The 24,586-nt window shown below is 70.7% G+C and carries 30 protein-coding genes; 21 read left to right on the top strand and 9 right to left on the bottom strand.

All coding sequences use genetic code 11. From position 1 onward, the window contains the following. Positions 1-21 precede the first annotated feature (21 nt). From dapF to ACZ5ID_RS00280, 4 genes are all read right to left on the bottom strand, one after another. Positions 22-906, bottom strand: a complete 885-nt coding sequence (gene dapF / locus ACZ5ID_RS00295; RefSeq protein ID WP_468891998.1) for a diaminopimelate epimerase — start codon at positions 904-906, stop codon at positions 22-24. Positions 907-983: 77 nt separating this feature from the next. Continuing rightward, complete coding sequence (locus tag ACZ5ID_RS00290) at positions 984-1,568, bottom strand: hypothetical protein (RefSeq protein WP_468893122.1); 585 nt, start codon at positions 1,566-1,568, stop codon at positions 984-986. Between the two features lie 263 nt (positions 1,569-1,831). Beyond that, entirely contained in the window at positions 1,832-2,401 is a 570-nt protein-coding gene (locus ACZ5ID_RS00285) for a GNAT family N-acetyltransferase (protein WP_468891996.1), read from the bottom strand. Beyond that, positions 2,398-3,171, bottom strand: a complete 774-nt coding sequence (locus ACZ5ID_RS00280; protein ID WP_468891994.1) for a GntR family transcriptional regulator — start codon at positions 3,169-3,171, stop codon at positions 2,398-2,400. The genes ACZ5ID_RS00285 and ACZ5ID_RS00280 overlap by 4 nt, the downstream gene beginning before the upstream one ends. Positions 3,172-3,588: 417 nt before the next feature. On the opposite strand from ACZ5ID_RS00280, the gene ACZ5ID_RS00275 reads away from it, so the two are divergent. The 14 genes from ACZ5ID_RS00275 (at position 3,589) to ACZ5ID_RS00210 (ending at position 13,512) form a co-directional block, all read left to right on the top strand. Further along, entirely contained in the window at positions 3,589-3,768 is a 180-nt protein-coding gene (locus ACZ5ID_RS00275; protein WP_468891992.1) for a hypothetical protein, read from the top strand. A 98-nt stretch (positions 3,769-3,866) separates the two neighbouring features. After that, positions 3,867-4,136, top strand: coding sequence for a DUF6284 family protein (locus ACZ5ID_RS00270; protein ID WP_468891991.1), 270 nt, complete (start codon positions 3,867-3,869; stop codon positions 4,134-4,136). Next, positions 4,133-4,576, top strand: a complete 444-nt coding sequence (locus ACZ5ID_RS00265; RefSeq protein ID WP_468891990.1) for a Pycsar system effector family protein — start codon at positions 4,133-4,135, stop codon at positions 4,574-4,576. Before ACZ5ID_RS00270 ends, ACZ5ID_RS00265 begins: the two co-directional genes overlap by 4 nt. Continuing rightward, on the top strand, positions 4,573-5,430 hold the full coding sequence (locus tag ACZ5ID_RS00260) for a DUF2637 domain-containing protein (RefSeq protein WP_468891988.1): 858 nt from the start codon (positions 4,573-4,575) through the stop codon (positions 5,428-5,430). Before ACZ5ID_RS00265 ends, ACZ5ID_RS00260 begins: the two co-directional genes overlap by 4 nt. Beyond that, on the top strand, positions 5,430-5,801 hold the full coding sequence (locus ACZ5ID_RS00255) for an RRQRL motif-containing zinc-binding protein (protein ID WP_468891986.1): 372 nt from the start codon (positions 5,430-5,432) through the stop codon (positions 5,799-5,801). The genes ACZ5ID_RS00260 and ACZ5ID_RS00255 overlap by 1 nt, the downstream gene beginning before the upstream one ends. Before the next feature lie 11 nt (positions 5,802-5,812). Beyond that, on the top strand, positions 5,813-6,046 hold the full coding sequence (locus tag ACZ5ID_RS00250) for a hypothetical protein (protein ID WP_468891985.1): 234 nt from the start codon (positions 5,813-5,815) through the stop codon (positions 6,044-6,046). Positions 6,047-6,058: 12 nt separating this feature from the next. After that, positions 6,059-6,376: a hypothetical protein gene (locus tag ACZ5ID_RS00245; RefSeq protein WP_468891983.1), complete on the top strand. Its 318-nt coding sequence runs from the start codon at positions 6,059-6,061 to the stop codon at positions 6,374-6,376. Between the two features lie 47 nt (positions 6,377-6,423). Then, positions 6,424-8,541 (top strand): FtsK/SpoIIIE domain-containing protein, encoded by a 2,118-nt coding sequence (locus ACZ5ID_RS00240; RefSeq protein WP_468891982.1) that lies wholly within the window; start codon positions 6,424-6,426, stop codon positions 8,539-8,541. A 205-nt stretch (positions 8,542-8,746) separates the two neighbouring features. Next, positions 8,747-9,199: a hypothetical protein gene (locus ACZ5ID_RS00235; RefSeq protein WP_468891980.1), complete on the top strand. Its 453-nt coding sequence runs from the start codon at positions 8,747-8,749 to the stop codon at positions 9,197-9,199. A gap of 82 nt (positions 9,200-9,281) precedes the next feature. Further along, positions 9,282-10,184: a bifunctional DNA primase/polymerase gene (locus ACZ5ID_RS00230; RefSeq protein ID WP_468891978.1), complete on the top strand. Its 903-nt coding sequence runs from the start codon at positions 9,282-9,284 to the stop codon at positions 10,182-10,184. Continuing rightward, entirely contained in the window at positions 10,181-10,591 is a 411-nt protein-coding gene (locus ACZ5ID_RS00225) for a hypothetical protein (protein WP_468891976.1), read from the top strand. Before ACZ5ID_RS00230 ends, ACZ5ID_RS00225 begins: the two co-directional genes overlap by 4 nt. Beyond that, a complete protein-coding gene (locus tag ACZ5ID_RS00220) occupies positions 10,588-11,748 on the top strand; it encodes a DUF3631 domain-containing protein (protein ID WP_468891974.1) in 1,161 nt (386 codons plus the stop codon). Before ACZ5ID_RS00225 ends, ACZ5ID_RS00220 begins: the two co-directional genes overlap by 4 nt. A gap of 223 nt (positions 11,749-11,971) precedes the next feature. After that, positions 11,972-12,208, top strand: a complete 237-nt coding sequence (locus ACZ5ID_RS00215) for a helix-turn-helix transcriptional regulator (RefSeq protein ID WP_468891972.1) — start codon at positions 11,972-11,974, stop codon at positions 12,206-12,208. Between the two features lie 74 nt (positions 12,209-12,282). Further along, positions 12,283-13,512 carry a tyrosine-type recombinase/integrase gene (locus ACZ5ID_RS00210; protein WP_468891970.1) on the top strand — a complete coding sequence of 410 codons (1,230 nt, stop codon included), beginning with the start codon at positions 12,283-12,285 and terminating at the stop codon, positions 13,510-13,512. A 103-nt stretch (positions 13,513-13,615) separates the two neighbouring features. Here the strand turns inward: ACZ5ID_RS00210 and miaA are convergent, their stop codons facing one another. Further along, positions 13,616-14,554: a tRNA (adenosine(37)-N6)-dimethylallyltransferase MiaA gene (gene miaA, locus ACZ5ID_RS00205; protein WP_468891968.1), complete on the bottom strand. Its 939-nt coding sequence runs from the start codon at positions 14,552-14,554 to the stop codon at positions 13,616-13,618. Here miaA and ACZ5ID_RS00200 point away from each other — a divergent pair. Continuing rightward, on the top strand, positions 14,523-14,603 hold the full coding sequence (locus ACZ5ID_RS00200) for a hypothetical protein (protein WP_406551936.1): 81 nt from the start codon (positions 14,523-14,525) through the stop codon (positions 14,601-14,603). The two genes, miaA and ACZ5ID_RS00200, sit on opposite strands and share 32 nt — an antisense overlap. 134 nt (positions 14,604-14,737) lie before the next feature. Beyond that, a complete protein-coding gene (locus ACZ5ID_RS00195; RefSeq protein ID WP_468891967.1) occupies positions 14,738-15,001 on the top strand; it encodes a hypothetical protein in 264 nt (87 codons plus the stop codon). Positions 15,002-15,145: 144 nt separating this feature from the next. On the opposite strand, the gene ACZ5ID_RS00190 is transcribed toward ACZ5ID_RS00195, so the two are convergent. Together ACZ5ID_RS00190 and miaB are read right to left on the bottom strand one after the other, a co-directional pair. Then, entirely contained in the window at positions 15,146-15,865 is a 720-nt protein-coding gene (locus ACZ5ID_RS00190; RefSeq protein ID WP_468891965.1) for a class III extradiol dioxygenase subunit B-like domain-containing protein, read from the bottom strand. Positions 15,866-16,021: 156 nt separating this feature from the next. Continuing rightward, the gene (gene miaB / locus ACZ5ID_RS00185) at positions 16,022-17,518 is read right to left on the bottom strand and encodes a tRNA (N6-isopentenyl adenosine(37)-C2)-methylthiotransferase MiaB (protein ID WP_468891964.1); all 1,497 of its coding nucleotides are present in this window, start codon (positions 17,516-17,518) and stop codon (positions 16,022-16,024) included. Positions 17,519-17,615: 97 nt separating this feature from the next. Between miaB and ACZ5ID_RS00180 the strand changes: the two genes are divergently transcribed. Beyond that, positions 17,616-18,611, top strand: a complete 996-nt coding sequence (locus ACZ5ID_RS00180) for a TAXI family TRAP transporter solute-binding subunit (RefSeq protein WP_468891962.1) — start codon at positions 17,616-17,618, stop codon at positions 18,609-18,611. Between the two features lie 62 nt (positions 18,612-18,673). Here ACZ5ID_RS00180 and ACZ5ID_RS00175 read toward each other — a convergent pair whose 3' ends face one another. Together ACZ5ID_RS00175 and ACZ5ID_RS00170 are read right to left on the bottom strand one after the other, a co-directional pair. Further along, positions 18,674-20,074, bottom strand: coding sequence for a sensor histidine kinase (locus tag ACZ5ID_RS00175; RefSeq protein ID WP_468891960.1), 1,401 nt, complete (start codon positions 20,072-20,074; stop codon positions 18,674-18,676). Between the two features lie 15 nt (positions 20,075-20,089). After that, entirely contained in the window at positions 20,090-20,794 is a 705-nt protein-coding gene (locus ACZ5ID_RS00170) for a response regulator transcription factor (RefSeq protein WP_406551922.1), read from the bottom strand. Between the two features lie 252 nt (positions 20,795-21,046). Here ACZ5ID_RS00170 and ACZ5ID_RS00165 point away from each other — a divergent pair, with 252 nt between their 5' ends. The 4 genes from ACZ5ID_RS00165 to ACZ5ID_RS00150 all read left to right on the top strand — a co-directional run bounded on the left by ACZ5ID_RS00165 (position 21,047) and on the right by ACZ5ID_RS00150 (position 24,554). Then, the gene (locus ACZ5ID_RS00165) at positions 21,047-21,832 is read left to right on the top strand and encodes an amino acid ABC transporter ATP-binding protein (RefSeq protein WP_406551921.1); all 786 of its coding nucleotides are present in this window, start codon (positions 21,047-21,049) and stop codon (positions 21,830-21,832) included. A gap of 100 nt (positions 21,833-21,932) precedes the next feature. Continuing rightward, positions 21,933-22,853: a glutamate ABC transporter substrate-binding protein gene (locus ACZ5ID_RS00160; RefSeq protein ID WP_468891957.1), complete on the top strand. Its 921-nt coding sequence runs from the start codon at positions 21,933-21,935 to the stop codon at positions 22,851-22,853. Between the two features lie 142 nt (positions 22,854-22,995). Then, positions 22,996-23,643 (top strand): amino acid ABC transporter permease, encoded by a 648-nt coding sequence (locus tag ACZ5ID_RS00155; RefSeq protein ID WP_406551919.1) that lies wholly within the window; start codon positions 22,996-22,998, stop codon positions 23,641-23,643. Continuing rightward, on the top strand, positions 23,640-24,554 hold the full coding sequence (locus tag ACZ5ID_RS00150) for an amino acid ABC transporter permease (protein ID WP_468891954.1): 915 nt from the start codon (positions 23,640-23,642) through the stop codon (positions 24,552-24,554). Before ACZ5ID_RS00155 ends, ACZ5ID_RS00150 begins: the two co-directional genes overlap by 4 nt. Positions 24,555-24,586: the final 32 nt, after the last annotated feature.

Below are 24,586 nucleotides of genomic sequence, written 5' to 3'. Positions count from 1 at the left end.
ATCACCCATTCGAGCGAAGGTTCAGGCCAGGGCCGTTTCAACCGTCGCGAGGAGCGCCGGGTCGATCACGCCCTCGGCGACGATGACGGCGGGGCCGGTCATCTCGATCCGGCCGTCGGGGAACTCCGTGATGACCAGGGTCCCGCCCGGGAGGTCCACCCGGTACGTCACGGGGGCGCCGGTGACGGCCGGGTCGACGCCGTCCCTGCGCGCCGCCGCGACGGCCACGGCGCACGCGCCCGTGCCGCACGAGCGGGTCTCGCCGGAGCCGCGCTCGTACACCCGCATCGCCACATGGCGCGGGCCCCGGTCGACGACGAACTCGATGTTCACACCCTCCGGGTAGACGGCCTCCGGGCTGTACGCCGGGACCGAGCGCAGTTCGCCCGCGTGGGTCAGGTCCTCGACGAAGGCGACCGCGTGCGGATTGCCCATGTTGACGTTGCGGGTGGGCCAGCTGCGGCCGTCCACCGCCACGGTGACGCTCTCCTGCGGCAGCCGTGCGCGGCCCATGGAGACCGTGATGTCGCCGCCCTTGGCGATGTGGGCCCTCTTGACCCCTCCCCGGGTGGCGATGGCCAGGTCGCCCCGCTCGACGAGCCCGGCACGCCGGAGGTACCCGGCGAAGACCCGCACACCGTTGCCGCACATCTCGGCGATCGAGCCGTCCGCGTTGCGGTAGTCCATGAACCACTCGGCCTCGCCCGCCATGGCCTTCGCCTCGGGGTGGGCGGCGCTGCGCACGACGTGGAGCAGCCCGTCGCCGCCGATGCCGGCCCGGCGGTCGCACAGGCGCGCGACGGTGGCGGCGGGCAGGTCGACTGCGTTGTCCGGGTCCGGAAGGATCACGAAGTCGTTCTCGGTCCCGTGGCCCTTGAGGAAGGTGAGCGGCGCGGTGGTGTTCACGCGGTCAATCGTACGGGTGCCCACGGACAGCGGGCCGGGGCGCCGGGACGAGGGGCCGGGAGCGGGGACGGTGGCGGTCAGCGCAGCCGGGCGACGCGCCCGACGGCCAGCGCCACCACCACGGCCAGACCCGCCACGTACAGCCCGATGACGCGCCAGTCGGGGCGCTCGCCGGAGCCGCGCGCGGGCAGCCCCGGCCAGGTGTGGCCGACCCGGCGGGCGGCCATCATGCCCCAGCCGGCGGCGCAGCAGCTGATGAGGAGTCCGAGCATCGCCACGACCGGGCCGCCGTCGCCGAACTCGAAGGCGAGCGGGAAGGCGAACATCAGCGAGCCGACGGCCGCGAGCATCACGATGGGTGCGAGCTGCCAGATCCGCAGCCTGCGCTGCGGGCGGATCTCGACCTCGACCTCGCCGCCCTCGGCGAGCATGCCGTCGTCCTGCGGTCCGTCGGGGGTGAGCCCGACGGCTCCGGGGACGGTCGGGCCCAGGGCGCCGACGCTCAGCTCCGCGGGGCTCGGCTCCGGGGCGTCGCCGAGGGCGGGCTCCCGTCCGGCGTCGCTCACGTCCGGCCCTTCCGACACTGCCGTCACTTCCGAAGGACCCGGTCGCGCGGACTCGTCCCGCGTTCCGTGCTCTCTGTCGCGAGGGCCGGCCTCCATCGCCACGCGCCCTCCCAACTCGGACTCCACTGGTCGATCGAGGTCGATGATGGCACGCGCGCGGGTGCCTCAATGACCGGCGGTGCGTCCCGATGCCATCACGTGATCAGGCTGTAACAACCCGTTCGACCGACCACCACTATCCCTTACCTGACATCGACTTCAGGCATTCTGTACTGGTCGTCGCCTGTCGTCATTTGTCGTCGTCGGCCGTCCTCGGACGGCCCACAGACGGCCCGGGCTCGTGGGCCGTCTGCCGTTGATCAGCGCGGGAAGACTAGGAGGTCAGGGGCGGCCGTCTGGTCCGTGAATCCGTGATCGGCCGGACGCGTCGGACGCTGGGCGAGCCAGCCCGAGACACGCGGGCCACCGTTGACCGCTCCCCCTTCCAACACGGTGCGGACGTGATCGAATCCCTGTCGAAGGTAGTACTGCTGTAGTCCCTCGTTCGTGGTCCAGGCATCGAGCCGGAGCCACTTCGCGGACGCGCGGTACGCCCGGTCCCCTGCCCAATCGAGCAACCGGCCGCCGACGTTCTGCCCGGCGTGCGTGCGAGCCACGGTGAGCTTGTTGATGAACATCGACGGCTCGCTCAGCTCGTCGGCCGTCCAGAGGCCCGCCTCTGCTTCCGGCGTGAGTGTGATCGTCGCAGCCGTGGCGTCTCCGTCACGGACCATGAACACGGTCCCGCTCTCGATGGCGGCCAGGAGGCGGTCGGCCGGGTAGGGACGGCTCCACTGGTCGCTGCCGAGCTCCCTCAGCCAAGCCGCCGCCTCCTCTCGGAAGGCGAGCAGCTTGGACAGGTCGCCCGGCTGGGCGGGGGTGATTATCACTGGGGCTCGTTCTCGCTTCGGGCGGACAGGTCACCGATCTCGTAGTTCATCCGGTTCAGGTCTCCCCGGAAGGTCGTGATGGTGCATCGGATCGGGCGCTTGTCCGAGTAGCCGGTACGCGTCCACAGGAGCACTGGCACCCCCGCTCCTATCTCCAGGAGCCGGGCCTCTTCCGGCGTCGGCATGCGGGTAGCGATCTCGTCGAAGTACCCGATCTGCTCGATGCCGAGACTCGCGAGATAGCGGGTTGTTCCCTCCGCGATGTCTCCCGGCTCGGTCAGGCGCGGCCCCTTGGTCACGAGCCACTCCGGATAGTGGGTGGCCTGTGTGGACCACGGCACGTCGTCCACGAACCGGTGGCAGAACCGAAGCACCGCCGTGTCACCGACGCCGACCTTAAGCCGTTCGGCCACGTATTCCGGCGCCGTGGTGACCTCTACGCGGAACGTCTGATGCGGCCGACGCCCGGCGGCTGTCACGTCCGTGCTGTACGCGTCGCCGTTCTGCGGGAGATCCAGGTTCTCGAAGCGGGACGCGTTCAGCACGAAGACTTCGTGCGACCGCACCTCATAGCCCAGCCCCTGACTGGATGAGATCAAACCCTCTGTGACCAGCAGGTTCAACCCCGACCTCACCGTGTTACGGGACGCGTCGAACCGGGCGGACAGCTCACTCTCTGATGGCAGCCGCGCCCCCGGGGCGTACGTGCCGTTGTCGATCTCGCGGCGGAGCGCATCGGCCACCTGACGGTACTTCGGCTGCTTACTCATGCCCTCATCATGACGCACTCGCGCAACTTGTTGGTACATGTGGACCCCGATCCCTTGACGACTCACCCTCCGTGGGTGCAGCATCACTGCATCAGCTTGTACCAACAAGTTGAGCAAGCGGTGTAATCCCGCTTAGTGCACTACCTGCACGACCAGGGGCCCGGGACAGAGCGGGCCGAGGGTCCCGGCACCTTGTCAGCCGGAGGGTTCGAGACCGAAAGGTCACGTCTCCATACACCTTCGCCGGGTCGGCGGCTCAACCATCGGCCCGTAAGGAGACATCCGCATCACATCTGATCTTCCGCAGCGCTTCGCGTGTTGCGGCCGGTTGCCTCCTCCGCCCGTCCGGCCCGCGTGGTCGTACGGGCGGGGCTGAGGGGAGCCGGACCATCCGATCCGAGAACCGTGGGAGAACTCATGCCGACGTACCACTTCGCTGCGGAAGAGCTCGCCGACACCCTGTCCCCCGGGGAGGTCACGAGTGCTCGCGGCACGCTGAGCGCGCCGTCGCCGGAGGCCGCCAGGCAGGCGGTCGAGCGCAGCTTGCGCTCCAGGGGCTACGAGCCCACCGGAACCATCACGGTCACCCCGAAGTAGCCCAGCCTGCCCCACCCACCTCAACGGCGCGCGGCCCCGGAGTTGCACCTCCGGGGCCGCCTTGAGCCGTGACTACCTGCTAGGGAGAGAGACGACTCATGAACCACATTGCCACAGTTCAGGACGCTGTCACGGCGTTCGCGGACTGGATCGAGCCCACGGATGCGGAGCTGGACGCGATCGAGCGCGAGATGCCCGTGATCCTCGCGGACGTCGACCTGCTGGACGCGCAGATCACGACCCTGGACCGCACACCGAACGAGCTGGACGCCCGCCGTATCCGCCGCGCCCGGCGCCGGGCGCTGGCCGCGCGGGTCGCCCTGCTCAACCACACGAGCGGCACGACCCTGCCGGGCGGTGCCGCATGAGCGTCAACACGAGCCTGTGCATGGCGCATGCCGAGGTGAAGGCAGAGATCGCCCGGACGGATTCCAAGGCTGCGCTGTTGCTGGCATTCGTCGGCGCGGTGCTCGCCGGGAGCTGGAGCGTGGCGCGCGACCTCCCGCTCACCCTGCCTGCCTACGTGCTGGGCAGTCTCGGGCTGGCTGTGCTGGTGGGTGCGGCCGGGCTGCTGCTGCGCTCGGTCCGCCCGAACCTGAGCGGCCGTCACGGCTTCCCATTGTGGGCCGCCCTGACCCCGCAGGAGATCACGGCCGTTGCGGCCGTGGACCTGGCGACTGACATCGCGGGTCTGTCCCGGATCGCGGTGAAGAAGTTCACCACGCTGCGCCGGGCCGTCGATGCCACCATGGCGGGCGGCGCCCTGCTTGCCCTCGGGCTTCTTGTCGCCGTGGGTGGTGTGGCATGACCCGCCGGGGCAAGAGCCTGCTCGTGCTCGCGCTGGTGGCCGTGGTCGCCATGGCGTTCCGGGTCTCGTGGAACGCGCTGCGGGACATCGCCCGTGCGGTCGGTGCCGACCGGACCGCCGCCACGCTCTACCCGGTCGTGGTCGACGGGCTGATGGCACTGGCGCTGGTCGCCACCCTCGTACTCGTGGGTCAGGACCGCCGGTTCGCGCTGCGGGTGCTGGGCACCTACACCGCCGCCTCGCTGGTTCTCAACTATGTGCACGGCCTGGCGCCCGGTCTGCACGGCCGGGCGGTCGACTGGGGTCGACTGGCCGACTGGGGCCCGGCGAACTGGGCCCTCGTGCTGCTGGCGACGTCGCTTCCGGTCGGGTCGATCTACTTCGGGTCCGATCTGGTGGCCAAGGTCCTCCATCACCAGCCCGCCTCGATCGCGAATGCGGAGAAAACGACTGAGAACGTGAGTAATCGGTCGATGGCTGACCAGGGTGAATCCGTTCCCGAACCGGTCGTCGTGAACAGGAAGCCGATCCCGCGTCCGGTGCAGGTCGGCTTCCTGAAGCCGACCGTTGCGCTCAAGCCGCTGCCCGCGACCGCACCGGCCCCGGCCCGGTCCGCGTCGGCGGTGGCAGCCGACTCGTCTCGGCCGCGCCGGGCGACCGGTCGGGTCCCCGACATCGCACGATCGCCCCGACCCAAGCGCACCCCGGATGAGCTTTTGGAGCAGGCGCGGGCGGTGTCGGCCGACTGGCCGGACGCCCATCTGACGGCTGACCGCATCCGCAAGTCGGTCCACACGTCGGCCCAGAAGGCGCGCGGTCTGCGGGACGTGCTGCTCGCTGAGCGGGCCGCGTGATGGGCGCCGCGTACGGCAAGTGCTTCGACCCGTCCGGCGCCCGCTACGGCATCCCGACCTTCCCGTGGCGGCTCGCCCCCGAGGGCTACGCCACCCGCCGACAGCTCCGTGCACAGGGCTTACGGCCCGGTGGTCAGCCGGTGGCCGCGCAGGTCATGCGCCGCTCGCGGCGCCGCACGGGCGGGGTGAGCGTGGCCTACCTGTACCGCGTGGACCGGGCGTTGCCGGTGCGGCCGATGACGGCCCGCAAGTGGGGCGCGCTCGCGCTGGCGATGCTCGCCCGCCGCACCTGCCCCGAGTGCCGACTCGATGCCGGGTACTGCATCCCGCGCTCGCTCGGCATGTGCGTGACCTGCGCCTATCCGACCTGAAAGGGACACCGATGGTCTTCCGATTCGTCAACGACAACCCCAGTGGTGACCACGGGACGCTGACCGCCGAGCCTGTCATCGTGCGTGAGGGCTCCGACCGTACAGCGCCCGCCGTGGCCGTACGGATCACCGGGGGCGGGCGGAGCAGCATGCTCTACGTCCCGCTCGACCGTGTGGCGGAGCTGCTGAACGGCATCACGGGCGCCGCCCGGCAGGCCGCCGCCGACTTCGGCCAGGACAAGTGAGGGGGCCGAAGCATGGGTAAGGCCGACACCCGGCGCCTTGACCGGGAGATCCAGCAGAACGAACGCAAGTTGCAGGCGGTCCAGAACCGGGAGTTGTGGCCGCTCAACGGCCGTGAGCGCCGGGCGGTGCTGGGGGCGGTCGTCTCCACAGCGCGCGGCCTGCACAGGGGCACCGGCACCGACCGGGCGGACCAGCGCATGGACACCGCCTGGCAGAGCGCCGAAACCCGTCTGATCGCGGAGATCACCGCCTTGCAGATGGAGCGGCAGCGCGTCGTGACCGAAGCCGCCCGCGCGAAGGCAGCCAAGAAGTCCTCCGGCTGGTGGTAGTCCCCACCCGCTTCCCCGCACCCCTTCCCTGGCAGGAGTCAACACCCATGGATTCCAACGTCGTTCGCTTCACCAAGAACCCCGCACGCGCCCCCGTGGCACCCTCTGGGGTGCCGGACGCTGCATTAGCATCGCCGGGCCCTGAGAAGCCGTCTGTGCCCCTGTGGGTGCGCTCCGGGCGGGCACTGCGCGCTGCGGCCACCCACGAAAACACCCGCACCGCTGGACGGCTGGCGGTCCGGCACAGCATGTACGTGATCGGTGGCACCCGCATCGTGGCCCGCCGCACCTGGGAGGGCCGCACCGCCACCCGCTACGAACGCATGCTGCGCGCCGCCGAAGCGGCCGGGAACTACGAGGTCGCGGCGGAATGGGAAGAGCGCGGCCAGCGCTTCCGCGACGCCCGCCACCGCCGCCGCATGGACCTCCTCCACTCACCCATCGACGCGGCCAAGGGCGTAGCCGTGAGCACCGGAATGGGCGTCGGCTCGCTCGTCGCCCTCGGTGTCGTCATGGCGACCGCGACGAAGGACGCAACGCAGGTCGTCACGTCGCTGATGGCCACAGTGGACTTCATCAACCTGCTCATCACCATCGTTCAGGTGGTGTGGGGACCCGCGCTCACCATCGGCCCCCTCCTGGCCCTGCTCGCCCTGTGGGCCGTGGGCCAGCACCAGCAGGCCGCCCCCAACTGGGCACTGCCCGAGCGAGCCCGCAACGGTGAGGGTGAGCCCATCACCCCGTCCATCGTCGTCAAGGCCCTGCGCGACCTCGGCGTGCCCGCACTGCGCAACGCCATCAAGGAAATGGGCGACGCCGGGGCGTCGATGCTCGGACCGATCCGCATCGCCGGATGCGGCGTGGAAGTCGACGTCACCCTCCCGTCCGGGGTGTCGACGATCGAGGTGCAGAACCGCCGGCGGAAGCTCGCGGAGAACCTTTCCCGGCACGAGCACGAGGTGTTCATCACCATCCCGGAGGCGGCCCGCACGGTCCGCCTGTGGGTCGCCGACAGTGGCGCGCTGGACGAGCCGATCGGCCCCTCCCCGCTGGTCACGGACGAGACGATGACCGCCGACTACGCCAAGGGCCGCGCCCCCTGGGGCCAGGACCTGCGCGGCGACGCGGCGGCCATCAGCCTCTACCAGCGCCACCTCCTGATCACGGGACTCTCGAACCAGGGCAAGACCGTGGCCCTGCGGTCGCTGGCCCTGTGGCTGGCGCTGGACAAGTCGGTTCAGTTCCTGATGGGCGACCTCAAGGGCGTGGGTGACTGGGCCATGTTCGACGGCCTTGCCACCACCCTGATCCAGGGCCCGACCGACGACCACGTCATCCAGGTCACCGAGATGGTCGAAGGCGCCGTGGACGAAATGAACCGACGCATCCAGGCACCCCAGGGGACCGTGTTCCCGCCGCTCATCGTGCTCGTGGACGAAGCGCAGGTGGCGTTCATGTGCCCGGCCAAGGACGACGAAAAGCGCCCCTACGGCGGCTCGAAGGCCAACTCCCGCTACTTCATGGCCGTGCGGAAGATCCACAATCAGGGTCGGGCCGTGAACGTCCTCATGTGGCAGGGCACCCAGGACCCGACCAACGAAAACCTGCCCAAGCTCGTGCGCGAAGGCGCCCACACCCGGGCCTCCCTCGCGCTCGGCACCGAGTCCCAGGCCCGCATGGCGCTTGGGGACAAGGCCGTTGACGGCGGCGCCGCCCCGAACCTGCTCCGCCCGGGGCTCGACCGGGGAACGCTGGTCGTCGCGTCCGACGGCATCGCCATCCCCGCCGGACAGGCATCCATCACCGTGCGCACGCACCTCGTGGACGACGACGCGGCCAAGGCCATCACCGGCCGGGCCAAGGCCCTGCGCGACGGCGTCACCACCCTGCACGCGATCGAGCGGGGCGAGAAGTTTGACCCGCTCGCCGACATCGCCTCCGTGGTCGGGACGGCCGATCGGGTGCGGACCAAGGATGTTCTCGCCCGGCTCGCCGCCCTCAACGCGGGCGCCTACGGCAAGTGGTCCTTCCTCGACCTCAAGCGCGTTCTCGACGGCACCGGGGCCGAGCCGTACAAGTCCGATGGCGTCATGGTCGTCGGCCGTGACCGCGTCTCCCGGGCGCTCGCCAACCGCGACGGAGACGGTTCCGCTTCTGTCGCGTAGATCAGGGAGCCGGACCCCGGCGGGTCAGGGAGGCAGGGAGAACTCCCTGACCCCCTCCCTGACCCGCCTCCCTCCCTCTCACCTGCGCGAATGATCTGTCAGGGAGTCAGGGAGGCCCGCAGGTCAGCACCCCCGAAACCCCCTCCAGCACGCCCCCGGCAAGGGGTCCCCCTGCCTCCCTGCCTTCACCCGGAAGGGATTCCGCATGTACCCCGAGCACCCCGGCCACGCGCCCGCACAGCGGGCCGTGGAAGTCCACTACGCCACTCCCATTCAGCCCGTTGCGGCGCCGCTCGTGCCCGTGCAACCCGGCGCCGTTCCGGCGGTGGCGAGCATCGTCCTGCCGGACGGGCGAATCGTCACCGGCTACGCCATCGAACCCGCCAAGCCCGAACCGCTCGCCGCCAAACCGGCCGTGTCCCGCACGGCCGTGAACGTCGCGCTCGGTGGGGTCGGCTTCGCCGCCGTGTGCGGCGGCCTGCTCCTGCTCACGAGCTTCATCGCCGCGCTCGCCGCGTTCATCCACCAGCTCATCATCCTGGCCGCCGTGATCTTCGGCGGCTTCATCGCCGCGCAGGTCCTCGGACCCCGCCACGGCGACGGAACCACGGTCAACATCCGCAAAGCGATCTTCAAACGGAACCACTTCCACAGCTAGCAACGCCAAGGGCGGCCCCCGTCTCGCCAAAGTCCGGGGCCGCCCTCGTCCAGCACGCCCAAACGAACTGGAGGCATCCAGCATGACGCATCACCCTCCTTCCGCGCTGCTGTCGGCGGCGCTGGAAGCCGCTGAACGCGGCTGGCACGTCATCCCGCTGCGACCCTGCGACAAGCGCCCCGCCCTGCACGGAGAGGACGCCTGCCCCGGACTGCGGGACTGCGCGGGCGGTCACCGCAAGTGGGAGGACCGCGCGACCACCGACCCGGACCGCATCCGCCGGGCCTGGGCCGACATCCCGTTCAACGTCGGCATCGCCACCGGCCCCTCTGGGCTGGTCGTCGTCGATCTGGACATGCCCAAGCGAACAAGCAGTGCGGACACGCCTTGCGGCGTGACGACCTTTGGGGCGCTCTGCGAGCGCGCCGGACAGGCCGTGCCGACGACGCATACGGTGCGGACTGCGAGCGGCGGGAGCCACCTGTACTTCACCGCCCCGTCCGGCGTCCGTCTGCCCAACAGTGCGGGCAGGCTCGGCAAGCTCATCGACACCCGCGCATGGGGCGGTTGCGTGGCCGCCACCGGCAGCCGCACCGCCACGGGCGCGTACACGGTCACCGACCCCCGCGAGCCGGTGCCGCTCCCGGAGTGGCTGTACGCCCTTCTGGCGCCCCGCAAGGCATCGCGCGCCGCTCTGCCCGCAACGCCCTCGGTTCGGGCCTCACGCTACGCGGAAGCCGCCCTGAGGGCCGAACTCACCTCCGTGCACGAGGCGCTGGAGGGCGAGCGGAACGTGACGCTGCTTGCGGCGGCGCGAGCCCTGGGGCGGTTCATCGCGTGGGGCGACCTTCCCCGATCAGTGGTGGAGGAGGCTCTTCAGTCGGCGGGGGAGGCGACGGGGCTGTCTGAGCGGCAGTGCCGGGCCACGATCCGCAGCGCTCTGAACTGGTCCATTGCCCGCAACAGGACCCGGAGGGCCGCATGAGCCACCCCCCACGCCCCCCACTGAAGAGCCTCACTCAGCTCACCAGCCACCCGGTCGCCGCCCAACCGGCGTCGCAACAGAAGGCCGTGGGCGCCTTGAAGGTCGTCGCCCGTCAGGGCGTCCTTTCAGTCCTTTGCCCGGACCCGCACCCGCCCGCCGACCCGACACCCGAGCGGCCCGGAATCTGCATCTCTGCGCCGCCCGTCTACCGCCATCACTACGACGGGGCCCGCTGGTCCAAGCGCTACGCCAGCACCCCCACCGCCGCATACGCGTGTGCCTGCGGCAAGACCGCCAGTGCCACCGGCGCTGATGCCGTGGCCGCGCTGGTCGACGACTACGCCTACCACCGCTCCACCTGCACCGGAACGCCCCACGTCCCCGCCGAAGGGAGGGCCGCCGCATGACGACCGCCATCGACGGTGCCGCGCTGCTGAACGAGGTGGAAGCCTTCCACCGCCGCTTCAACGTCTTCCCCTCCGAGGCCGCCTACGTCGCCGTAGTCCTGTGGGACGCGCACGCCCACCTGCTCGACTGCTTCGACGCCACCCCGCGACTGGCGTTCCTCTCCCCCGAACCGGCCTCGGGCAAGTCCCGCGCGCTGGAGATCGTAGAGACTGTCGCGCCGTTCCCGATGGTTGCGGTGAACGCGTCCGCCTCAGCCCTGTTCCGGGCTGTGTCGGGGATGTCGGCGCGGCCGACGATCCTGTTCGACGAGATCGACACCGTCTTCGGCCCCAAAGCCGGGGACAACGAACAGCTCCGGGGCTTCCTCAACGCCGGACACCGCCGCTCCGGGGTCATGTACCGGTGCGTCGGAGACGGGGCGAACCAGCAGGTGCAGGAGTTCCCCTCGTTCTGCGCGGTCGCGGTCGCAGGACTCGGCTCCCTGCCGGACACGATCCTCACCCGCTCCGTGATCATCCGCATGCGCCGCCGGGCCCGGAACGAGAAGGTCGAGCCGTTCCGCCAGCGCGTCCACGAGGGCGAGGGGCACGCCCTGCGAGACCGCCTGGCTGTGTGGGCCGACAGCGTCCGGGATGTGGTCGACGGGGCGTTCCCTGCCATGCCGGAGGAGGTCACCGACCGCCCCGCCGACGTGTGGGAACCGCTGATCACTGTGGCGGACGCTGCGGGCGGGGACTGGCCCAAGCGGGCCCGCGCCGCCTGCATCGAGCTGGTCAACGCCTCCAAAGCCGACGACAAGGGCAGCGTCGGCATCCGTCTGCTGACCGACCTTCGCGATCATGTCCTCAACGGCATCGACCGCCTGCCCACCGTGTCTGTGCTGGAACGGCTCCACAGTCTCGATGAGGCACCGTGGGCCGACATGGGGGGCAAGCCCCTGGACGCACGGGGACTGTCACGGATGCTGCGCGAGTACATGACCGGCGACAACACCCCCATCGTGGCCCGCAATATCAAGGCCGGGGGAGCCGTCCTCAAGGGCTACTACGCCACCGACCTGAACGACGCGTGGCAGCGCTACTGCCCACCCCCCGCTGAAAGTCCGCTACTTCCGCTACCTCCGCTACCGGGCAGGTCAGAGCCCTTGATCAGGTAGCGGGAAGCCCGGACTCATCCGCTACCGCGCACCGCTTTGCCGCTACCGGCCCGGTGTCCCCCGCCCGGCCGGTAGCGGCACCCATCCGCTACCGCTACCCCTATCCGCTACCTCGATCATGCCCCTGACCAGGGCGGTAGCGGAGGTAGCGGAAGTAGCGGACCTGACAGGGGGAGGGCCCCCTCTCCCAGACGTGCCACCGGACATGAGGAATCCCACCGCCATGGCCACGCATACGTCCAGCGACCCACGCACCACCCTGCGGGCCGGACTCCCGGACCGCTACCTCACCCCCGAAGACCTGGTGACCCTGTTCGCCCTGGAAAGCATCGAAACCGTCTACGCCTGGCGCAAGAAGCGCACCGGACCGCCCGGCTTCCGCGTCGGCAAGCACCTGCGCTACGACCCCGCCACAGTCCGTGCCTGGGTCGAAGACCGCTCCAACCAAGACGACGACTGAACCTCCACAGCCCCAGGCAGGGACGCACCGCCCCCGGTCGCGTCCCTGCCTCACGTTCCATGAGGAGTACTCAAGTGGCAGGCCACATCCAAGACCGCTGGTACAAGACCGAAACGACCGCCGGTGGCAAGACCACCCGCACCAAGACCGACCGCTACGGCACCGGTCTGCGCTACCGGGCTCGCTACGTCGGCCCCGACGGGACCGAGAAGAGCAAGAGCTTCCCGGACCGCCAGAAGCGTCTGGCCGAGCAGTGGCTGAGCCACATCGAAGCTGACATGGCACGCGGCCAGTACATCGACCCGAAGGCCAGCCGTACCACGTTCCAGCAGTACTCGAAGCGTTGGCTAGCCGGGCAGACCACGGATGTCTCCACGCAGAGCAGCGCGGAACGGTACCTGCGCCTGCACGCCCTGCCCTTTCTCGGGTCCCGCCCGCTGGGCTCCTTCAAGCCTGAGCACATCAGGACGTGGCTGCGGGAGCTGGAAGCAGGTGGCGTACCTGGCTCCCACGCAGTGCACATCTACGGCACCGTACGAGCCGTTCTGACGGCCGCAGTTGACGACGGCTACCTGAACCGCAATCCGTGCAGCGCGCGTTCCGTACGGCCGCCCTCGCGGGAAGCCAAACGCGTCGTGCCATGGCTCCCGGAACGCGTGCTGGCGGTCCGTTCTGCCCTCCCCGAGCGCTTCCGGGAGATGACCGACGTGGCTGGCGGATGCGGGCTTCGGCAGGGGGAGGTGTTCGGCCTGGCCGAAGATGCGGTGGACTTCGAGGCACAGACCCTGCACGTCGTACGTCAGATCAAGCTGATCCGGGGCCGCCCTGTGTTCGCACCGCCGAAGGGCGGCAAGGAACGCGACACTCCGTTGCCCGCCATCGTCGCTGACGCGCTCAAGTCGCGAAGGGGAACGTATCCGGCGGACAAGGTCACCTTGCCGTGGCGCACGCTTGACGGCCCCCTCGTGACGCATTCGCTGATCTTCACCGGATCGTGTGGTGCCGTGGTGCGGCGGGGTGACTTCAACTCACGGTGCTGGAAACCGGCTCTCGTGAGCGCTGGCGTCCTTCCAAAGCCCGAGGAGGGGGAAGACCCGGAGGCGGCGCGGGAGCACGGCATGCACGCGCTCAGGCACTTCTACGCCTCGGTGCTGCTGGAGGCGGGAGAGAACATCAAAGCGGTCAGCGAGTACCTGGGACACGCCGACCCCGCGATGACGCTACGGGTGTACGCCCACCTGATGCCGAGCAGTCGGGAGCGCACGCGGAAGGCCATTGATGCCGTGCTCAAGCGCGCGGCCTGATGCCCTGACGGCCCACAGACGGCCCGGGAGCACACGCACGGCCCTGCCCAGAGGGGGAACTCCCTGGTCAGGGCCGTTTCAGCACGAGTGGGCCATCACGTGATCAGGCTGTGACCGCTCGTTCGACCAACGCCAGCGCCTGCCCCGGGAGTTCCCCGCGGTGCTCGGCGGCGCCGCTGAGCCAGTGCACGCGCGGGTCACGGCGGAACCAGGAGTCCTGGCGGCGCGCGAAGCGTTTGGTGGCGCGGACCGTCTCGGCGCGCGCCTCGTCCTCACCGCACTCCCCCGCGAGCGCCGTGAGCACCTGCTGGTAGCCCAGCGCGCGCGAGGCGGTGCGCCCCTCCCGCAGCCCCCGGGCCTCCAGTGCGCGCACCTCGTCCACCAGACCCGCCTCCCACATCCGGTCGACCCGGACGGTGATCCGCTCGTCGAGTTCGGGGCGGCCGACGTCGACGCCGATCTGCACGGTGTCGTACACGGAGTCGTGGCCCGGCAGGTTGGCCGTGAAGGGCTTGCCGGTGATCTCGATGACCTCCAGGGCCCGTACGATCCTGCGCCCGTTGCTCGGCAGGATCGCGCGCGCCGCCTCGGGGTCGGCCTCGGCCAGCCGCCGGTGCAGCGCGCCCGGCCCGTCCTGCTCCAGCTCGCCTTCGAGGCGCGCGCGCACCTCGGGGTCCGTGCCGGGGAAGTCGAGTACGTCGATCGCGCCGCGCACGTAGAGGCCGGACCCGCCGACGAGCACGGGGGTGCGGCCTTCGGCGAGCAGCCGGTCGATCTCGGCGCGGGCGAGCTTCTGGTACTCGGCGACGCTGGCGGGCTCGGTCACGTCCCAGATGTCCAGCAGGTGGTGGGGGACGCCGCCGCGCTCCTGGGGCGTCAGCTTGGCGGTGCCGATGTCCATCCCCCGGTAGAGCTGCATCGAGTCGGCGTTGACGACCTCGCCGCCGAGCTGCTGGGCCAGGAAGACACCCAGATCGGACTTTCCGGCCGCTGTCGGACCGACGACGGCGATGACCCGCGGTGCGGGAGCTGCAGTTCTCACGGTCCCAGTCTCGCAAACCTCGGCGGTCGTCCCCGAACGAGCTACGTGACGGAGCGCATCCGGGTTCGTTGCCTGTTGCGAGGTTCCGACCGCCGGTTTGCCGAACCGGTGCCCCCGGCCGCCGCAATGAGGCGCTCCGGATGGGGTGGGATTTCGCCCACACACGTACGCTATGGAGTTGATATGGGCGTTTTTTCGAGGTTTCGCCGTAAGGCGGTAGAGGCATCGACCGAGGAGGCCGCGTCCGCCACCGTGACGCCCGAGGCCGAGGAGGCTGTCGAGGCCGGACCGGAGGCCGCCGCTTCCACGGAGGAGCCCGAGCCCGCCGCGGAGGCCGCACCGGCGGAGACCGCCGAACCGGTCGCCGCCGAGGGCATGGAGATCCCCAAGCAGCAGTCGGCGGAGGAGGCGGCGGACAACGAGGCGGGCGAGAGCGCCCGGAAATAACCTGGCTCGCTGGGCCGACGGCGGCATTCCGCCACCGCCGGTCCGATCATCTCGGGGACGGCCGCGGAGCACTTGGGCTCCGCGGCCGTCCCCGTATGCGCTCCTGGGTGCGCGCGCCCTCCCGTGGGCCGCCGCGCCGTGCTGTCAGGACCAGACGGCCACGAAGTACCCCACGCCGTACGGGGCGTCCTCGTACAGCAGCCGGCCCTCCAGTCCCGCGCCCTCGGCGGCGCCCGCCAGCACCTGCCAGGGCGCCCGGCCCGCCGCCTTCAGCTCGTACGCGAGCTCCGCGTCCAGCTCCAGCAACGCGCGCGTGTCGGCGGCGCCCAGCGCGCTCGCCACGCATCCGTCGAAGGCGGCGGCGCGCTCGTCGAGATAGCCGGGGGCCTTGAGGGTGCGGCAGGCGCTGCCGTCGCCCATCACCAGGAGGGCGACCCGGTCGGCGCGGGCGGGCAGGCCCCGGCCCACATCGGCGCAGCGCGCGGCCTCCAGCGGCTCACCGACCCCGAGGCCCTCCACGGGGGCGTCGGACCAGCCGGAGCGTTCCAGCAGCCACGCTCCGACGGCGAGCGAGGGCGGCAGTTCGCGCGCGTTGCCGTCCGGCTCGGCGGGCGCCGGGCCGAGCGTCACGCGAAGGTCCACGCCGAAGGGCGCGAAGGACCCGGGCGCGCCCTGGGGGTGCGGGCCGCGGGCCGCCTGCTCGGCGGGGCCGACCACGACGAGCAGGTCGGGCCGGGAGGCGGCCAGCAGGCCCACGGCGTCGGCGCAGGCGTCCCGCGCGGCGTCGAGTTCCGGCGCGGCGCCGGAGGCGACCGCGGGCACCAGCAGCGGCGGACAGGGGCAGACGGCGGCGGCTACGAGCATGATCCGCAGCGTAGTGGGTGCGCCCGGCCACGGCGCCGCACGGGCACCGCGAACCGGCCACGCGCGCGTGGCGGCCGGCCCGTCCGGGAGCCCCGCCACGCGCGTGTGCGGGCGGGGCCGCAGACGACGGCGCCCCCACGCGCGCGTGGACAGGCCTCAGACGGCGCCGCACCCGCCCGTCGCGGCCGGCAGCGGCTCGGGAACGCCGATCTTCGGCAGCCCGAGCATCACCCCGGCGGGCTGGGCCGGGGCCGCGGTGCGCCTCTCCCAGGCGTCACCGGCGCGGGTGCGGCGCACGGCGGTGGTGGGGCCTTCCGCCAGCAGGTGGTGCGGGGCCGCGTAGGTGATCTGGACGGTCACCACGTCGCCGGGGCGGACGTCCTGCTCCGGCTTGGTGAAGTGCACCAGACGGTTGTCGGGGGCGCGGCCGGAGAGGCGGTGGGTGCTGCCGTCCTTGCGGCCCTCGCCCTCGGCGACCATGACCTCCAGGGTGCGGCCGACCTGCTTCTTGTTCTCCTCCCAGGAGATCTCCTCCTGGAGCGCCACCAGACGCTCGTAGCGCGCCTGCACGACCTCCTTGGGGATCTGCCCCTCCATGGTCGCGGCGGGGGTGCCGGGGCGCTTGGAGTACTGGAAGGTGAAGGCGTTCGCGAAGCGGGCCTCGCGGACCGCGTGCATGGTCTGCTCGAAGTCCTCCTCGGTCTCGCCGGGGAAGCCCACGATGATGTCGGTGGAGATGGCCGCGTGCGGGATCGCTGCGCGGACCTTCTCGATGATCCCGAGGAAGCGCTCCTGGCGGTACGAGCGGCGCATCGCCTTCAGGACGGTGTCCGAGCCGGACTGGAGCGGCATGTGCAGCTGCGGCATCACGTTGGGCGTCTCGGCCATGGCGGCGATCACGTCGTCCGTGAAGTCGCGCGGGTGCGGCGAGGTGAAGCGGACCCGCTCCAGGCCGTCGATCGTCCCGCAGGCGCGCAGCAGCTTGGAGAAGGCCTCGCGGTCGCCGATGTCCGAGCCGTACGCGTTGACGTTCTGGCCGAGCAGGGTGATCTCGGAGACGCCCTCGGCGACCAGCGCCTCGACCTCGGCGAGGATGTCGCCGGGACGGCGGTCCTTCTCCTTGCCGCGCAGGGCCGGGACGATGCAGAAGGTGCAGGTGTTGTTGCAGCCCACGGAGATGGAGACCCAGGCGGCGTAGGCGGACTCGCGCCGGGTCGGCAGCGTCGAGGGGAACGCCTCCAGCGACTCGGCGATCTCGACCTGTGCCTCTTCCTGGACGCGGGCGCGCTCAAGGAGGACCGGCAGCTTGCCGATGTTGTGCGTGCCGAACACGACGTCCACCCAGGGCGCCCGCTCGACGATGGTGTCGCGGTCCTTCTGGGCCAGACAGCCGCCTACGGCGATCTGCATCCCGGGCCGCTTCGTCTTCATCGGGGCGAGCCGGCCGAGATTGCCGTACAGCTTGTTGTCGGCGTTCTCGCGCACCGCGCAGGTGTTGAAGACGACGACGTCCGCGTCACCGTCGCTGCCCTGGGGCGCGCGGACGTACCCCGCGCCCTCCAGGAGGCCGGACAGCCGCTCGGAGTCGTGCACGTTCATCTGGCACCCGTAGGTGCGCACCTCGTAGGTTTTCAAACCCTCTACCTCGCTCATCTCGTACACCAGGGTACGAGGTCGCACCGACAGGCCGGTCCGCCTTCCCCGGCCCCGGGCCTGGCCATCACGGGGAGTGAGCTGGCAGGATCGCGCCATGCTCCAGGCCCTTCCCCGCGTCAGCCGCCGCCGTGCCCTCCAGGGGGCGGTCGCGGCCCTGGTCGCGTTCGGGCTGCTGCTGTGGTGGCTGCTGTCGCTGGGGGCCTCGCGGCCCTCGGGGACGATCACGTTCAGTACCGGTGTACGGACCGGGGTGTACCAGCGCTACGGCGAGCTGCTGGAGCGGGCGCTCGCCGACGACCTGCCCGAGGTGGACGTCCGGCTCCAGACCAGCGAGGGCTCGCAGCAGAACCTCAAGCGGGTGGCCACCGGCGAGGCGGACTTCACCATCGCGACCGCCGACGCGGTGGCCAAGTACCTCCGCGACGGCTCCACCGGGGCCGACCGGCTGCGCGGCTGCGCCCGTCTCTACGACGACTACGTCCAGCTCGTGGTGCCCCGCGACTCCCCGGTGCGCAGCACGGCCGACCTGCGCTCCAGGCGCGTCGGCATAGGACAGCCCGGGTCGGGGGTGCGGCTGCTCGCGGAGCGGCTGATGACCGCCGCCAAGCTGAACCCGGCGCATGACATCACCCCGGTTTCGGCGGGCATCGACACCATGCCTGAGCTGCTGCGGACGGGGAAGATCGACGCGTTCTTCTGGTCGGGCGGGCTGCCCACCACCGCGGTGCTGCGGCTGTCCGAGCAGGACCAGATCCGCCTGGTACCGCTGGGCGACCTGGTCACCGCGCTGCACGCGGCGGACGGTCTGACCGGCTTCTACCGGGCGGCGACCATGCCGGCCGACGCGTATCCGCAGGCACAGCGGGGTGTCGCCGTACCGACGATCGCCGTGGCGAACCTGCTGGTCACCACGGACCGCACGGACCGGGGCCTGACCGAGGAGTTCACCCACACGGTGATCCGCAGCCGGGACGCCATCGGGCGCGAGGTGCACGCGGCGCAGTTGGTGGACCTGCGCACCGCGATCTACACGGAACCGCTGCCGCTGCACGACGGCGCCCGGCGCTACTACCTGTCGACCAAGCCCTGAACGGGGCCGGGCCCGGACGGGGGCCGTGCCCGGACGGAACCGGCCGCCGGGGCCGCGCGTCCTCAGCCCGTCGGTGAGGTGCGCGGCACCCTGAGGGTGACCCGCAGGCCGTGGGGGGCGTGGTGGGCGTAGGTGATGGTGCCGCCGCCCGCCGCCAGCAGGGTCCGCGAGATGGACAGGCCGAGGCCCGATCCCCTGACGTTCTGGTGCCGGCCCGAGCGCCAGAACCGGTCTCCGACGCGGCTCAGCTCGTCGTCGGTCAGGCCGGGGCCGCGGTCGGTCACCGTGATCTTCGAGTGGTCGCCGTCGGCGGCGACGGCGACCGTGACCTCCTCACCCTCCGGAGTGAACTTCAACGCGTTGTCGATGACGGCGTCCAGGGCGCTGGAGAGCGCCACCGGGTCCGCCCAGGCGGTCACGGCGGCCCGCCGCTCGGTGAGCCGCACCCCCTTGTCCTCGGCGAGCGGACGCCAGGCCTCCACCCGCTCGCCCGCCAGGGCTCCGATGTCGGTGAGCCGCAGGTCCGCCTCGGTGTGCTCGGCCAGCGCCAGGCCCAGCAGGTCGTCGAGCACCTGGGCCAGGCGTTTGCCCTCGGCGCGCACCGAGGCGATCTCCTCGTTCCCCTCGGGCAGTTCGAGGGCGAGGAGCTCGATGCGCAGCAGCAGGGCGGAGAGCGGGTTGCGCAACTGGTGGGAGGCGTCGGCGACGAAGGCGCGCTGCTGGTCCAGCACGTCCTCGACGTTGTCCGCCATCTCGTTGAACGACCGGGCCAGCCTTCTGAGTTCCGGGGGACCGCCGGCGACCGCGACCCGTGACTTCATGCGTCCGGTCGCGATGTCGTGGGTGGCCGCGTCCAGGACGCGTACGGGCCGCAGCACCCAGCTGGTGAGCCGGAAGGCCGCACCGACCGCGAGCAGCATCGCGGCCACCTCCCCGGCCGCGATCAGCAGCCAGCCGCGCAGTACCGCCGAGCGCATGTGCCCGGTGGGCGAGTCGGTGACCACCACGGCGATCACATCGCCCTCGCGCACCACCGGGGAGGCCACCACGAGCCGTCCGCGCTGCCAGGGCCAGACCTGGGGCGGATCGTGGCTGCGGCGGCCCGCCAGCGCCTCCTGAAAGGCGTCACCGCCCTTGCCGTCGTCCGGCACGCCCCAGCCCCGGGGGGCACTGGCCATGGCGCTTCCGTTGCGGAAGAAGACGCCCGCGCGGATCCCGTACAGCTCGTGGTAGCGGTCGAGTTCCTCCTCCAGGGTGGCCAGGCGCTCCTTGCTGCTGGTGTCCTTGTCGTCGGCGACGGTGACGAACTGGGCGAGCGCGGCGAAGCGCGCGGTGTCGTCGATCCGGTCGACGACGACCTTCTGCTGCTGGGCGGAGGCCACGCTCATCGCGAGCGGGAAGCCCAGCGCCATCAGGACGAGGGCGAGCAGGGAGATCAGCAGGGGCAGGAGTCGCGTACGCACCTGGGGTGTCGGGCCCTACGCCGCGGCCGGGGCGACGAGCCGGTACCCGACGCCGCGGACGGTCTCGATCAGGGCCGGCATCCGCAGCTTGGAACGCAGCGAGGCGACATGCACCTCGAGGGTGCGCCCCGTGCCCTCCCAACTGGTGCGCCACACCTCGCTGATGATCTGCTCGCGCCGGAAGACCACTCCGGGCCGCTGGGCGAGGAGCGCGAGGAGGTCGAACTCCTTGCGGGTGAGCTGGACGCTCTCGCCGTCGACGCTGACGCGCCGGGTGGGCAGCTCGATCTCCACGGGGCCGAGCCGCAGGGCGACGGCGGGGATCGCACCGCTGTCCTCGCCCGCGGTGGTGCGGCGGCTGACGGCGTGGATGCGCGCCAGCAGCTCGCCGGTGTCGTAGGGCTTGACCACGTAGTCGTCCGCGCCGAGGTTGAGGCCGTGGATGCGCGAGCGTACGTCCGCGCGCGCGGTGACCATGATCACCGGCGTGGCGGTGCGCTTGCGGATCTTGCCGCAGACCTCGTAGCCGTCCTGGTCGGGCAGACCCAGGTCGAGCAGGACGACGGCGAAGGGCTCCTTGGGGGCACGGTCGTCGGGCAGCAGCGCCCGCAGCGCCTCCTCGCCGTTGCGCGCGTGCACGACGGCGAAGCCGTGCCTGGCGAGCACGGCGGACAGGGCCGCGGCGACATGGTCGTCGTCCTCGACGAGCAGCAGTCTCATCGTCCCCCCTCCGTAGTCGTCGCCAGGCATGTACTCCCGCATCCACGCCCATGCCGCGGGTGTGCGTCAAGGGGACACCCACCGGAGCGCGGCATCCGTTACGGAGCCGGTATTGCGCCGCGCGCCCCCTTCACGGAGAGTGCCACCCCGCTACCGGATCGTGATGCTCAATTCTCGCTCAGATGTAATGACGCTGGTCGCAACGGCGCACTACGTTCCTCCCCAACCGAGGAAGAGCGGAGCTGGAAGCCGATGAGCGGAGTATCAGTGGCCAAGGACGCCGAGGACGCGGCACCCGCGTCGGGCGACCTGGTCGTGCTGAGCGGCGTCAACAAGCACTTCGGCGCGCTGCACGTGCTCCAGGACATCGACCTGACGATCGCGCGCGGCGAGGTCGTGGTCGTGATCGGACCGTCGGGGTCCGGCAAGTCCACGCTGTGCCGCACCATCAACCGCCTGGAGACCATCGACTCCGGGGCGATCACGATCGACGGGAAGCCGCTGCCCCAGGAGGGCCGCGAACTGGCCCGGCTCCGCGCCGACGTCGGCATGGTCTTCCAGTCGTTCAACCTCTTCGCGCACAAGACCGTGCTGGAGAACGTCATGCTGGGCCAGACCAAGGTCCGCGGGACGGAGAAGAAGCAGGCCGAGGAGAAGGGCCGCGCCCTGCTCGACCGGGTCGGCGTGGGCACCCAGGCCGACAAGTACCCGGCGCAGCTGTCCGGCGGACAGCAGCAGCGTGTGGCCATCGCGCGCGCGTTGGCGATGGACCCGAAGGTCATGCTCTTCGACGAGCCCACCTCCGCGCTCGACCCCGAGATGATCAACGAGGTCCTGGAGGTCATGCAGCAGCTGGCGCGCGACGGCATGACGATGGTCGTCGTCACCCATGAGATGGGCTTCGCCCGCTCCGCGGCCAACCGCGTCGTCTTCATGGCCGACGGCCGGATCGTCGAAGAGGCCACGCCCGACCAGTTCTTCAGCAACCCGCGCAGCGACCGGGCCAAGGACTTCCTGTCCAAGATCCTTCACCACTGAGGCCGCCGAGGACCCGGAGCGCCCGCCCCGGCGCCGCTCCTCCCCGACAAGCCGACGGCCCCCACATCTGAGTGATTCAAGCGATACGAGGGATGTTCACATGAAGCTCCGCCAGTCCGCCGCCCTCGCGGCGATCGCTGTGCTCGCGCTGACCGCGACCGCCTGTGGCGGCAAGTCGGGTTCCGCGGGCGACAAGCAGGCCGCCAAGCCCGGCGAGTCCGGCGCCCCGCAGCTGCCCACGTACACCGTCGCCAAGGACGTCGCCCTCGACTCCCCGACGTTCAAGGCCGCCAAGGCGCGCGGCAAGCTGATCATCGGTGCCAAGGCCGACCAGCCGTACCTGGGCTTCCAGGACCAGTCGACCAACGAGCGCTCCGGCTTCGACATCGAGCTCGCCCGGATGATCGCCGCCGACCTGGGCTTCGGCAAGGACCAGATCGAGTGGAAGACGGTCGACTCAGGCGTCCGGGAGACCGCGATCTCCAAGGGCCAGGTCGACTACTACGTGGGCACCTACACGATCAACGACAAGCGCAAGAAGCTGGTCGGTTTCGCGGGCCCGTACTACAAGGCCGGCGCCGACCTCCTGGTCCGCAAGGACGAGACGGCGATCACCGACAAGAACACGGTCAAGGGCAAGAAGGTCTGCTCGATCGTCGGCTCCACCCCGCTCCAGGAGATCAAGAAGCCGGAGTACGGCGCGAAGGTCGTCGAGCTCGCCAAGTACTCGGACTGCGTCCAGCAGCTGCTGACCAAGCAGGTCGACGCGGTCACCACCGACGACTCGATCCTCAAGGGCTACGCCGCGGCCAACTCCGGCAAGCTCAAGGTGACCGGCCACCCCTTCACGCAGGAGCCGTACGGCGTCGGTATGAACAAGGACGACAAGGCGCTGCGCGACTTCGTCAACGACGCGATCGAGAAGCACGTCAAGGACGGCACCTACAAGAAGATCTACGAGGCGACGCTCGGCCTGTCCGGCGCCGGCTACGTCGAGCCGCCGGCCGTCCAGCGCTACTGATCCGGTGCCACCCGTCCGGGTGGCACCGAGTCGGCGCGGTTGACCGCGCCGCCGCCGACCCGGCCGCCAGAGCCGCCCTCCACGCACGCGTGGAGGGCGCTCCCGGCCCTGCCCGCCAGCCGCCCGCCGACGCGGAGACCTCATGAACGTACTGCTCGACAACTTCTCGGAATTCCGTGACGGCTTCATAGGAACCGTGGAGATCACCGCCGTCAGTTCGGTCATCGCCCTGGTCCTCGGGCTGCTGCTGGCCGGATTCCGGGTCTCGCCGGTGCCGCCGCTGCGCTTCTTCGGCACCGCCTGGGTGACGCTGCTGCGCAACACCCCGCTGACCCTGCTGTTCCTCGTCTTCTTCTTCGTCGTCCCGGAGATCTTCTTCCCGGGGATGAGCCCCTTCCTGCTGGGCTCGCTCGCCCTCGGTTTCTACACCGCCTCCTTCGTCTGCGAGACGATCAGGTCCGGTATCAACACCGTCCCGCTGGGCCAGGCCGAGGCCGCCCGCTCGATCGGGATGTCGTTCACGCAGACCCTCCGCCTGATCGTGCTGCCACAGGCCACCCGGACCGTCATCCCGCCGCTGAGCTCGATCTTCATCGCGCTCACCAAGAACTCGGCGATCGCCGGCGCCTTCAGCGTCACGGAGCTCTTCGGCTGGCAGAAGCTGATGAGCGACCAGGGCTACGACATCGTCCCCGTCTTCGTCTGGGTCGCCCTGGGCTACCTGGTCGTCACCTTCTTCATCAGCGGTGTCTTCCGCCTGCTGGAGAGCCGTATGGAGGTCGCCCGATGAGCGCCAGCGTTCTCTACGACGCCCCGGGCCCCAAGGCCGTCGTACGCAACCGGATCTATGCCGTCCTCGGCTCCCTCGCCATCCTCGCGCTGCTCGCCCTGAGCATCGTGCGGCTGTCGGACAAGGGCCATCTCGCCCCCGAGATGTGGGACATCTTCAACTACTCGGGCATCCGGCAGAACATCGCCGACGGCGTCGTCGCCACCCTGAAGGCCTTCGGCCTCGCGGCGGTGGGCTCGCTGGTCCTCGGCGTCCTCCTGGCGGTCGCCCGCCTCTCCGACCACAAGCCGGTCCGCTGGGCCGCGACCGGCTTCGTCGAGCTGTTCCGGTCGATCCCGCTGCTGATCACCATCTACGCCGTCTGGGTCGGATTCCTCACCGACTACTCGATGTGGGCGCTGGCGCTCGGCCTGTCGATCTACAACGGCTGCGTCCAGGCCGAGGTGCTGCGCGCGGGCGTCAACTCCGTGCCCAGGGGCCAGCGCGAGGCGGCGTACGCGCTCGGCATGAGCAAGACCCAGGTCATGACCAGCGTGCTCATGCCGCAGGCGGTCCGCGCGATGCTGCCGACGATCATCAGCCAGCTGGTGGTGACCCTGAAGGACACCTCGCTCGGCTTCATCATCCTCTACCCCGAACTGCTCCAGACGGCCCGTCTGATCGCGAGCAACACGCAGGTCAACGGCCAGTACCCGTACGTTTCGACGATCGTCGTCATCGGCGCCATCTACGTGGCCATGTGTCTGGCGCTCTCGGGGCTCGCCACCTGGATCGAGCGGCGCGGCCGGCGCGCGAAGACCGGCATCACCGTCGCCGGGGCTACCGCCCCGACGGCCGCCGCCGATCCGGTCGGCGCGATCGTGGGAACCGGCGGCAAGGCGACCGACCGGCGTGATGATAAGACGAACTGACGGCGCGTGAGGCAGTGGCGCTCCCGCCACTG

Source organism: Streptomyces sp. NPDC031670 (assembly GCF_055580545.1).
Note: the sequence above shows the minus strand (reverse complement) of the source record. Positions and strands in the feature narration are given on the sequence as shown.